Source organism: uncultured Desulfovibrio sp. (assembly GCF_910584445.1).
GTDB lineage: Bacteria > Desulfobacterota > Desulfovibrionia > Desulfovibrionales > Desulfovibrionaceae > Desulfovibrio.
Map to the genome: position 1 here is coordinate 1 of NZ_CAJUBO010000016.1, position 10,812 is coordinate 10,812.

Annotated in this window: 6 protein-coding genes and 1 tRNA gene; 3 read left to right on the forward strand and 4 right to left on the reverse strand. The window is 64.5% G+C overall.

Annotated elements, in window-relative coordinates:
• Positions 1-2: 2 nt before the first annotated feature.
• Positions 3-79: transfer RNA gene (locus QZ294_RS08230), tRNA-Asp, on the forward strand.
• 131 nt (positions 80-210) lie between these two features.
• Here QZ294_RS08230 and QZ294_RS08235 read toward each other — a convergent pair.
• On the reverse strand, positions 211-1,584 hold the full coding sequence (locus QZ294_RS08235) for a BPL-N domain-containing protein (protein WP_297048853.1): 1,374 nt from the start codon (positions 1,582-1,584) through the stop codon (positions 211-213).
• Between the two features lie 35 nt (positions 1,585-1,619).
• Here QZ294_RS08235 and QZ294_RS08240 point away from each other — a divergent pair, with 35 nt between their 5' ends.
• Positions 1,620-4,289, forward strand: a complete 2,670-nt coding sequence (locus tag QZ294_RS08240; RefSeq protein WP_297048855.1) for a valine--tRNA ligase — start codon at positions 1,620-1,622, stop codon at positions 4,287-4,289.
• A gap of 261 nt (positions 4,290-4,550) precedes the next feature.
• Positions 4,551-6,260 (forward strand): FAD-dependent oxidoreductase, encoded by a 1,710-nt coding sequence (locus tag QZ294_RS08245; RefSeq protein ID WP_297048856.1) that lies wholly within the window; start codon positions 4,551-4,553, stop codon positions 6,258-6,260.
• Positions 6,261-6,333: 73 nt separating this feature from the next.
• On the opposite strand, the gene QZ294_RS08250 is transcribed toward QZ294_RS08245, so the two are convergent.
• The 3 genes from QZ294_RS08250 to pta form a co-directional block, all read right to left on the reverse strand.
• Positions 6,334-7,005: a hypothetical protein gene (locus QZ294_RS08250; protein ID WP_297048858.1), complete on the reverse strand. Its 672-nt coding sequence runs from the start codon at positions 7,003-7,005 to the stop codon at positions 6,334-6,336.
• 242 nt (positions 7,006-7,247) lie between these two features.
• Complete coding sequence (locus QZ294_RS08255; protein ID WP_297048860.1) at positions 7,248-8,459, reverse strand: acetate kinase; 1,212 nt, start codon at positions 8,457-8,459, stop codon at positions 7,248-7,250.
• Between the two features lie 82 nt (positions 8,460-8,541).
• On the reverse strand, positions 8,542-10,656 hold the full coding sequence (gene pta / locus QZ294_RS08260) for a phosphate acetyltransferase (protein WP_297048862.1): 2,115 nt from the start codon (positions 10,654-10,656) through the stop codon (positions 8,542-8,544).
• Between the last annotated feature and the right edge of the window lie 156 nt (positions 10,657-10,812).

Consider the following 10,812-nt stretch of genomic DNA (forward strand, 5'->3'; position numbering starts at 1 on the left):
ACGGAGCGGTAGTTAAGACGGTTATAACGCCGGCCTGTCACGCCGGAGGCCGAGGGTTCGAGTCCCTTCCGCTCCGCCAGCCTCCACCTCCCGTTGCGGGAGAAAAATATGCGCCCCGACCTTTCCGGTCAGGGCGCTTTTTTTGTGGGCCTTGCGGGAGGGGCGGGAATGCCTTGCCGGCGTCGACCCGCGGCATGGCGGATCCGGAACTCAGACGCGTGGCGGCAGGTCGGCAAGGTCCTGCGCGGTGTACAGGCAGTCCTCGGCGAGCTGGAGAAGCTCTTCCGCCAGGCCGCCTCCGCGCATGGGGTGGCCGAAAAGCGCCGCGCGCTGATGGGCAAGGCCCCGGCTGTCCACGGCATCGGGCAGGCTGGGGGCGAGCGTGGCGGCAAGCCTGCTTGCCATGAGCCAGCCTTCCGCCCCCTCGGCGAACAGGCGGGTCAGCTCGGCAAAGCGCGGACCCACACGCTCCCAGAGCCGGTGCAGCGCCGCATGGGGCGCTGCTGCCGCGTCCGCCCGGCGCGCCAGTTCCTCAAGCTCGGCAAATGCCGCCAGCAGATTGTTGCAGGCCATGCCCGGCAGACCGGCGCGCCAGCCCCACAGCCAGGATGTGCGGCGGAAGAAGAGATGATGCTCCACGCCCAGATCGAGCAGGGCGGCGATGCCGGCGCGCGCGCGGCGCGCCGTTGCCGCCGCGTCCCGCGCGTCTTTCACCGAGGCGGGCACCAGGGCGGGCACCGGGGCGGGCGTTTCCCCCCCCGTGCTTTCCAGATGCCAGGCGGGCACTGTGGCGGCGCGCGGCGCCACGGCGCCGAGGCCGCGCAGGATATCGGCCAGCCACGCGTTGGCCGCCGGGCTTTCCGGCGTTTCCAGATGCGAATAGCTGAGCAGGTAGCGGCCCGCGCCGCAGGAACCGCATATCACCAGGGGCTGCCCGGCAAGGACTTCGGGCGAAAGGTCCACGCCATAACAGACGCGCCACGTCTCGAGCACATGAGGGGCAACGCCTGCAAGCGGCAGGTCCGCCAGCCAGAGGTCGGCGTCGGGCGCGATGCTCGTGGCGAGGGTGCTCACAGCGCCGGGACCGGGCGCGAAGCGGCCGGGCCACCACACGGGCAGGGAGATGGTCGCGCGGGGGAGGGGGGGCGCATTGCCCGTCCGGGTCGCCGCGTCGGAAACCGCGGCCAGCAGATGGCCGGAAATGAGGTGCTGGAAGCGCTGCGCGTAGGGCGCGCGCGTCCACGGGCAGAGGCCCAGGCCCTGTTCCTCGCGGGCATGGCTCAGGGCAAGCCCCGCGCCGCCGCAAAATCCCAGATAGTTGCCGCCGCGGCGCACGAAGTCCCGGACCGCCGCGCGGCCCGCCCTGCCCAGAAGGGCGGCCTTGCGTTGCGCGCTGCCGCCGGGCACGAGGAGCAGACGCGCGCCCCCCTCCCGCCCCGGCTTGCCATGAAGCGCGCCTTCGGCTATTTCTTTAGCCTTGACCAGTCGCGTGGGCACGCCCAGGGCGCGCAGGGCGCGCCAGGCCATGAGTCCCCAGATGTGGGAGGCATCCCACAGGATATGGACGTCGCTTTCGCACTGCATGGCGCACTATTGCCGCCTTTCACGGAGAATGCAAGATGGCGGAGACGCTCCCCAAGGGTTACGAACCCAAGGATGTGGAACGCCGGTGGCGTGACCACTGGGAAAACAGCGGAACCTTCACCCCCAGCCCGGACGCGCCGGGCAAGGCCTATTCCATCGTCATTCCGCCGCCCAACGTGACGGGCGCGCTGCATATCGGCCATGCCCTCAACCTGACGCTCATCGACGTGCTGTGCCGCCATGCGCGGCAGAAGGGCAGGAATGTGCTCTGGATACCCGGCACGGACCATGCGGGCATTTCCACGCAGAACGTGGTGGAGCGGGCGCTGGCAAAGGAAGGGCTGAGCCGCAGGGACCTGGGGCGCGAGGCCTTTGTGGAGCGCGTCTGGCAGTGGCGCGCCGACTACGGGCACCGCATCCTCGGCCAGATCGCGGCCCTGGGCTGCTCGGTGGACTGGTCGCGCCTGCGCTTCACCCTGGATGACGGCCTTTCCGCGGCGGTACGCAAGGTCTTTGTCCAGCTCTATAACGAAGGACTCATCTACCGGGGCGATTACATCATCAACTGGTGCTCGCGCTGCCACACTGCCCTGGCCGATGACGAGGTGGAGCACGAAGACCAGCCGGGCCGCCTCTGGAAGGTGGCCTACCGCCTGGCGGACGGCGACGGCGAGATCGTCATCGCCACCACGCGGCCCGAGACCATCCCCGGCGACACGGCCGTGTGCGTCCATCCCGAGGACGAACGCTATGCCGGACTCGTGGGGCGGCGCGTGGTGGTGCCGGTCCTGGGCCGGGAGATCCCGGTCATCGCCGATGCCTATGTGGACAGGGAGTTCGGCACGGGCGCGCTCAAGGTCACGCCCTGCCACGACCACAACGACTGGCTCCTCGGGCAGCGCCACCATCTGGAATTTCTCCAGGTCATGGATGAGGACGGCCGCATGAAGGCCGAAGCCGGGCCGTATGCGGGCCTGAGCAAGGAAGAGTGCCGCGCGCGCATCGTGGCCGACATCGAGTCCGCCGGCCTTGCCCGCGGCGAGGAGCCGCTGGCCCATGCCGTGGGCCGCTGCTACCGCTGCCACACGGTGGTGGAGCCGCACGTCTCGCGGCAGTGGTTCGTTGCCACCACAAAGATGGCCCCGGCCGCGCGGGCGGCCGTGCCCGGGCTTACGCGTCTTTTTCCCGAGACCTGGCTCAAGACCTATTATCACTGGCTGGACACCATCCGGGACTGGTGCATCAGCCGCCAGATCTGGTGGGGCCACCGCATCCCCGCCTGGACCTGCCGGAACTGCGGCGAACTGGTGGTGGCTGAGACCGCCCCGTCGGTCTGTCCGCAGTGCGGCTGCGCCGAGCTTGACCAGGACGAGGACGTGCTCGACACCTGGTTCTCCTCGGCGCTCTGGCCGTTTTCCACCCTGGGCTGGCCGGAGACGACGCCGGAGCTGAAGCGCTGGTATCCCACCAGCGTTCTGGTGACCGGCTTCGACATCCTTTTCTTCTGGGTGGCGCGGATGATGATGATGGGCCAGCACTTTCTCGGTGAGCCGCCCTTCCGCGACATCTATCTCCATGCTCTGGTGCGCGACGCCCAGGGGCAGAAGATGTCCAAGTCCAAGGGCAACGGCATCGATCCGCTTGCCATGATCGAGAAATACGGCTGCGACGCCCTGCGCTTCACGCTCACGGCCTTTGCGGCCATGGGCCGGGATATCCGCCTTTCCGAGGAGCGCATCGAGGGCTACCGCCATTTCGTGAACAAGCTCTGGAACGCGGCGCGCTTCGCGCTCATGAACCTGCCCGGGGACGCGCCGGCTCCCGTGGACCTTTCCGGCCCGGTGAGCCAGCACGAGGCGTGGATACTCCACCGGCTCGAGTCCGCGAAACTGGACATGGACCAGGCCCTGGAAGACTACCGCTTCAATGACGCGGCCCAGTGCGGCTACAGGTTCCTCTGGAACGAGTTCTGCGACTGGTATCTGGAGCTTGCCAAGCCGGACATGGCCTCGGAGGATGCCGCCGTGCGCGGCCGCGCCCGCTATGTGCTCTGGCTTGTCCTGCGCGAGACCCTGCTCCTGCTCCATCCGATCATGCCGTTCGTGACGGCGGAGATCTGGCGGGCGCTCCCCGTGCCGGCGGGACAGGAAGCCACGGATATCGCCCTGGAGCCGTATCCTCCGGCCCGGCCGGAATGCGTGCGGCCGGACGAGTCCAGGGCCATGGAATTCGTGCAGGGCGTCATTGTGGCCGTTCGCACCATCAAGGCGGAGCTTGGCATCAGCCCCACGCGCAGGGTGCGGCTCCTGCTCCACCCCGCGGACGACGCGCAATGCGCGTTGCTGGAGCGCAACCGCGTGTGCCTCGAGACCCTGGCCCGGCTGGAGGAACTCACCATCGACGCGGCGGTGCCCGCGCCCACGGCGGCGGCCTCGGCCGTGACCGGCGGCTGTCAGGTCATCGTGCCCCTGGCGGGGACCGTGGACCTGGCCGATGAGCTGACCAGGCTGGACAAGGAGCTGGCAAAGCTGGAAAAGGACATGACGGACGTGAACCGCAAGCTGCACAACGAAAGCTTTGTGAGCCGCGCTCCGGCGGAAGTGGTGGCGCGCGAACGCCAACGGGCCGCAACGCTCACGGACGCCAGGGACAAGCTGGCGGCCCGGCGGGCGCTCTTTGCCGAGGCCCTGCGGGAAGGTTCCTGACGGCGGTTCCGCAACGGAAAACCGCAACGGAAAACCGCGGGGCGGGGGACCGCGCGGCCCCGGCCAGTCCCCGCTGTTCATGGCATGCTCCGTCCCGAAGCATGCCGTGGGATATGAGGATCATGCGCGAAGAGGTGTTTTTGGCCGTTTTTTGGCGCCTGTCGCGCCGCTCCGGGCACATGCCCGGCGGGAGGCGTCCTCGTGTGGCTGCCCAAGGCCGGGAGGGACGTCCGCACAAAATCCAAGCCCAAGGAGGACTCAATGGCTGAAAAGATTCTCATCATCGGCGGGGTGGCCCTGGGCCCCAAGGCGGCCTGCCGCTGCAAGCGCCTTGCGCCGGATGCCGAAGTGACCCTTGTGGATGAAAACACCTTCATTTCCTACGGCGGTTGCGGCATTCCGTACTATGTCTCCGCCGAGGTGCAGAACCTTGACGACCTGCGCTCCACCAATGCGGGCACCATCCGTGACCCGGAATTTTTCCGCGACCTCAAGGGCGTCAACGTCCTTACGCACACCCGGGCCATTTCCATCGACCGCAAGCTCAAGACCGTTCTGGTGGAACGGCTGGACAAGGACCGTCAGGAAGTGCTGCCCTACGACAAGCTCGTCATCGCCACGGGCGCCAGCCCGCGCATGCCCGCCGTGGAAGGGGCGGACCTCGGCCATGTGCTCTCGCTGACGCGTCTGGAGGCCGCCCGCGCCATCCGCGAGGCGTGCGAGGCGCGCAAGGTCAATGAGGCCGTCATCGTGGGCGGCGGCTTCATCGGTCTGGAGGCCGCCGTGGCCCTGGCCGATATGTGGGGCGTCAAGGTGAGCGTGGTGGAGATGATGGACCAGATCCTCCCCGGCGCGCTCTCCCAGACCCTGGCCCTCATGGCCGAGCATGAATGCGCCGCCAACAAGGTGGCGGTCTACACGTCCGAAAAGGTCGTCCGCCTGGAGGGAGAAAACGGCCTGGTGACCAGGGTCGTCACGGACAAGCGCGAACTTCCGGCCCAGCTCGTCATCTTCGCCGCGGGCTTCATCCCCAACAGCAAGCTCGCCAAGGACGCGGGACTCGAGGTGGCGCCCTTTGGCGGCATTCTGGTGGATGAGCACCTGCGGACCTCGGACCCGCGCATCTACGCCGGCGGCGACTGCGTCTCGGTGACCAATATCCTCACCGGCAAGCCCGGCTATATCCCCATGGGCAGCGAAGCCAACCGCCAGGGCCGGGTCATCGGCTCCAACCTGGCCGGCGTGGAGGCGACCTTCCCCGGCTATGTGGGCACCTGGGCGGTCAAGCTCTTCGGCATGTCCTTCTGCGGCACGGGCTTCACGGCCGCCAAGGCGCGGGCCGCGGGCTTCGACGCCGTGGGCGTTGCCATCGAGCAGCTCGACCGGGCGCACTTCTACCCGGAAAAGAAGATGATGAGCCTGGAGATCGTGGTGGAGAAGGGCACGCGCCGCGTTCTCGGCCTGCAGGGCGCCTGCGTGGATGGCGACGCGCTCAAGGCCCGCATCGACGCCGTTGCGGGCGTGCTCCAGTATGCGAAACCCACGCTGCAGGACATCTCCAACCTTGAGGTGGCCTACGCGCCGCCCTTCGCCTCGGCCATGGACGCGGTCAACGCCGTTGCCAACGTGGCGGACAACGTGCTCTCCGGGCGTTTCCGCCCCGTGACGGGCGACGAATTCATGGAGCTGTGGAAGCACCGCAAGGAGAACGGTATCTTCTTCATGGACACGCGGCCCGCCAAGGCCGGCAAGGCCATCCAGGACCGGGAGCCGGACTGGCACTCCATCCCGCTGGAAGAGGTCAAGGCCCGCATGGGCGAGATCCCGCGCGACCGGCCGGTGGCGCTGATCTGCAATTCCGGGCTGCGCGCCTATGAAAGCCTGCTCATCCTCGCCAATAACGGCATCACCAATACGGTGAATTCCATGGGCGGCATGCAGGCCGTGACCAAGATGGGACTCAAGCCGTAACCCGCAAGCCTCGCATCTGTCTGAAACGCCCCGTCAGGGAGCCGAAAGGCGTCCTTGGCGGGGCTTTTAGTGATTAGAAAGTATCGTTGATGGCCTCTTGATTTTTCAGGTCGTCTTCCATTCGTGCAATTGGGGCCAAAAATTTGACAAATAAGGTGTCCTTTTTCGTTCTGCTAACTTCAACCACGCGTAAATTTCTTGGTGCATTTGCAGATAATTCAAGGATATTGCGGCTCAAGTAATTGAGTTTTTTAACAGTTTTTCTGATACCTTCATCTTCTATAAGAGTATAAACAAATTTATGTGCATCTGAAGCGTTCTTTTCAAACTTCATCATCTCTAAGTTTGCATTATTTTTCGGTCCTTTTGCCCATTCCTCAAGTATATCAATAGATTTATTCTCGGTATGCATTAGTATAATATGGTAGCCATTGTTCTCAATTGTTCTAAGTATATTTTGCAGTGATTCTGTAGTAAACTTTTTTGATAACACAACAGATATGAGTTTTCCATTTATAAAACGAAATAGCTGATCCCATTTTTGATTTCCAAAGGTAATGGGCTTTTTGCTGCAAAGTTGTCCTTTAAGAAAGTCTTCTGTGCACGGTATGGCATTCGTCGTCTTTTGGACAGTGTCCTTGCTCATGCCATAATAGACATTTTTGAAGAGCGGGATTTCTCCTTCGGCTGCATATCCCGGAACAGCAAGCCAGAGAAGAGTCAGAAGAGCGAGCAGTGTTCTCATACGGCCTCCGCAGGATGTGAGTACAGGTAAATCTATACACTAAAGGATGGGCAAAGAAAAGTATCAGATTGTCGGTTCTGAAGTGATGTGTGTGAGGCTTCTCAATGATCAATGACGAAAAACTACTTCTGAATATTATAAGAATATTTGAAAACCAGAGCGGCGGCTCCCGTGCGGGAACCGCCGCGTTTTCGTCTTTGCTCTCTTTTTTCCCGTGCGAGCGCGGCCCAAGAGCGCTCGCCCTACTTGCCCAGCACCCTGAGCGTGGCCTCGGCGATCTCCAGTTCCTCGTCCGTGGGGATGACGAGCACGCGGATGCGGCTGTCAGGCGTGGAGATGGTGCGGGCGCCGGGCTTGCGGGTATCGTTTTCCTTGTGGTCGAGCTTGATGCCCAGCCCTTCCAGGCCCTCGCACACGGCGGCGCGCACGATGGGGTCGTTCTCGCCGATGCCGGCCGTGAACACGATGGCGTCCGGCTTGCCGTCCAGCAGGAAGATATAGGCGCCGAGCGTCTTGCGGATGCTGCGGACGAGCATCTGCAGGGCCAGGGCCGCGCGCTTGTTGCCCTTTTCGATCTCGGCGTGGACGTCGCGCATGTCCGTGAAGCCGCAGATGCCGAGCAGGCCGGACTTCTTGTTCATGACCGCGTCGGCCTCGGCCGGGGAGTAGCCCTTCTTTTCCTGGATGAAGGGCACGATGGCCGGGTCGATGCTGCCGCAGCGCGTGCCCATGATCAGGCCTTCGAGCGGGGTGAGACCCATGCTCGTGTCGAAGCATGTGCCGTTCTTCACGCAGCTCATGGACGAGCCGTTGCCGAGGTGCATGGTGACGGAGTTGAGTTCGCCCTGGGGCTTGCCGAGATATTCCGCCGTCTTGCGGGCAATGTACTTGTGCGAGGTGCCGTGGAAGCCGTAGCGGCGGATTTTGAGTTCCTCGTACAGCTCATAGGGCAGGGCATACATGAAGGCCTCCGGCGGCATGCCCATGCCGAAGGCGGTGTCGAACACGGCCACGTTGGGCACGCCGGGGAAGAGCTTTTCCGCCACCTCGATGCCCATGAGATTGGCCGGATTGTGCAGGGGGCCAAGCAGGAAGCATTCCTTGATGACATCCTTGACGTGCTGGTCCACCAGCACCGGCTCGGTGATGGACTCGCCGCCATGGAGGACGCGGTGGCCGATGGCGAAGATCTCGCCCTTGTCCCGGATGACGCCGTCCGCCGGATCGGTGAGCAGGGCGATGACCAGCTCCATGGCTTCCACATGCGTGCGGAAGTCCTCGTCGCGCACGATCTTTTTCTCCCGGTCGGTGCCGGGGGCGATCTTGTGCGTCAGGCGGCCGTTCTGCTGGCCGATGCGCTCGGCAATGCCGGAGCAGAGCACGGTTTTGGTGTCCATTTCCAGAAGCTGGTACTTGCACGAGGAAGAGCCAGCGTTGATGACCAGAACTTTCATCCCTCACTCCCTTTGACGTGTCCGCGCAAAAGCGCGGCGCCGGCCGACAGGCGCCGGCCGGCGCATGGTTGTGCGTCGTTGCCTATTTCCTGGCGTTCTTTTCCGCCGCCGCCTGGACGGCGGTGATGGCTACGGTGTTCACGATGTCCGGAACGGTGCATCCGCGCGAGAGGTCGTTGACCGGCTTGTTCAGCCCCTGGAGCACCGGGCCGATGGCGATGGCCTGGGCCGCGCGCTGGACCGCCTTGTAGGTGTTGTTGCCGGTGTTCAGGTCCGGGAAGATGAAGACCGTGGCGCGGCCTGCCACCTGGCTGTCCGGCATCTTGGTCCTGGCAACGATGGGGTCGATGGCCGCGTCATACTGGAGCGGGCCTTCCAGGGCCAGATCGGGGGCCATTTCCCTGGCGATCTTTGTGGCTTCCACCACCACGTCCACATCCGCGCCCTTGCCGGACGTGCCCGTGGAGTAGGAGAGCATGGCTACGCGCGGCTCGATGCCGAAGACCTTGGCCGTATGCGCCGAGGCGATGGCGATCTCGGCCAGCTGCTGGGCCGTGGGGTTGGGGTTCACCGCGCAGTCGCCGAAGGCGAGGACGCGATCCTTGAGGCACATGAGAAAGACCGACGAAACGACGCTGAAACCGGGCCGCGTCTTGATGAACTCAAAGGCCGGGCGGATGGTGTGGGCGGTGGTGTTCACCGCGCCGGAGACCATGCCGTCCGCGTCGTCGAGCTTGACCATCATGGTGGCGAAATAGGTGGCGTCGCTCATGACGTCGCGCGCATGCTCGGGCGTGATGCCCTTGGCCTTGCGCAGCTCGTAGTACGTTTCGGCGTACTTGTCGAAATCCGGGGACTTGACCGGGTCGATGAGCCTGGCCCCGTCGATCTCCAGTCCGAGCGAGCGGGCGCTGGCCTTCATGGCGTCGATGTCGCCCAGCAGGGTGATGTCCGCCACCTCGCGGCGCAGGAGGATGTCCGTGGCGCGGAGGATGCGCTCTTCCGTGCCCTCGGCGAGCACGATGCGCATCTTGTCGCTCTTGGCGCGCTCGATAAGCTCGAATTCGAACATCATGGGCGTCATGCGGCCGCTGCGCTGGCCGCACAGCAGGCGGTTGGCGATCTCCTTGCCGTTGACATGGTGCTCGTAAAGGCCGAGCACGGTATTGATCTTGCGCGTGTCGTTCGGCTCGATGAGACCGTAGATTTCCTGCAGGGCCGTGATGGTCCTGTAGGTGTGCGCCTTGGTGAGCAGGATGGGCAGCGGCGCGCCGCTCCAGCCCTCGATGAGCGCGCGCACGGATTCCGGCGGCTCCAGGCCGCCGGTGAGCAGGACGCCCGCGATGTCCGGCGCGGTCGAGGACAGGCGCGAGGCGATGGAGGCCAGCAGGATGTCCGTGCGGTCGCCGGGGGTGATGATGAGCTGGTCTTTCGCGATATAGTTGAGGAAATTGTCGATGTGCATGGCCGCCACCAGGTAGTCGCCCACCAGGGTGTCCATGCGGTTCTCGCCGAAGAGGATCTCCGCGTCCAGCCCCTTTTTCACGTCGTTCATGGTGGCGCGGCCCAGGGCGGGATCGTTGGGCACGGCATAGACCAGGGCGGGCTTGCCGTCCTTGCCCAGGCTCTGGCGCAGTTCGTCCAGATCGGTCTGGGAAAGGTCGGCGCGGTTGACGATGGTGGCGATGATGTCGATGGCGTACGGTTCCAGCGATTCGAGGGTCAGGCGCAGGGAGTCGCTGATGTCCTTGGCCGTCACGTTGTCGCCGTTGGTGACGAGCATGACCGGGGCGCCGAGATTGGCCGCGATCTCGGCATTCAGCTCAAATTCGAAGATCGGGTCCTTGCCGAGAAAATCCGTGCCGATGCAGAGGACGAAGTCGTGGAGTTCGAGGATCTTCTTGAATTTCTGGATGATGTTTTCCAGAAGCAGGTTGCGCGAACCCTGGTTGATGATGTCCCGCGCCTCGGCCTGGGTGTAGGCGAAGGTGTCGGCATAGTCCATGTCCAGCTTGAAGTGCTGGAGCATGAGGTTGATGTCCGGGTCGCGGTCATCCAGTTGCGGCTCGTTGATGATGGGGCGGAAGATAGCCACATTGCGCATGGTGCGCGTGAGCATCTGCATGGCGCCAAGGGCGATGGCGCTCTTGCCCGTGGTGGGACCGGTGGCGGTGACGTAAAGGGCGTTGTGTTTCATGGAACCTCCTTGCGGACGGGGCGCGCATGGCCCGGGGAAGCCCGGGAACACGTTCCGCCCGGCGGTGGCTGACCCGCCAGAGTTCGTTCCCTGCCGGGCGCAAAGGCGCGAAAATCCGTTGCATGGCGGCACGGTCGTGTCCCGGTCCGCCCCCGG

Bases quoted from the DNA above. Each gene is read 5' to 3' on its own strand.
- QZ294_RS08240 (WP_297048855.1), top strand. From the start codon at position 1,620: ATGGCGGAGACGCTCCCCAAGGGTTACGAACCCAAGGATGTGGAACGC.
- pta (WP_297048862.1), bottom strand. From the start codon at position 10,656: ATGAAACACAACGCCCTTTACGTCACCGCCACCGGTCCCACCACGGGC.
- QZ294_RS08250 (WP_297048858.1), bottom strand. From the start codon at position 7,005: ATGAGAACACTGCTCGCTCTTCTGACTCTTCTCTGGCTTGCTGTTCCG.
- QZ294_RS08255 (WP_297048860.1), bottom strand. From the start codon at position 8,459: ATGAAAGTTCTGGTCATCAACGCTGGCTCTTCCTCGTGCAAGTACCAG.
- QZ294_RS08235 (WP_297048853.1), bottom strand. From the start codon at position 1,584: ATGCAGTGCGAAAGCGACGTCCATATCCTGTGGGATGCCTCCCACATC.
- QZ294_RS08245 (WP_297048856.1), top strand. From the start codon at position 4,551: ATGGCTGAAAAGATTCTCATCATCGGCGGGGTGGCCCTGGGCCCCAAG.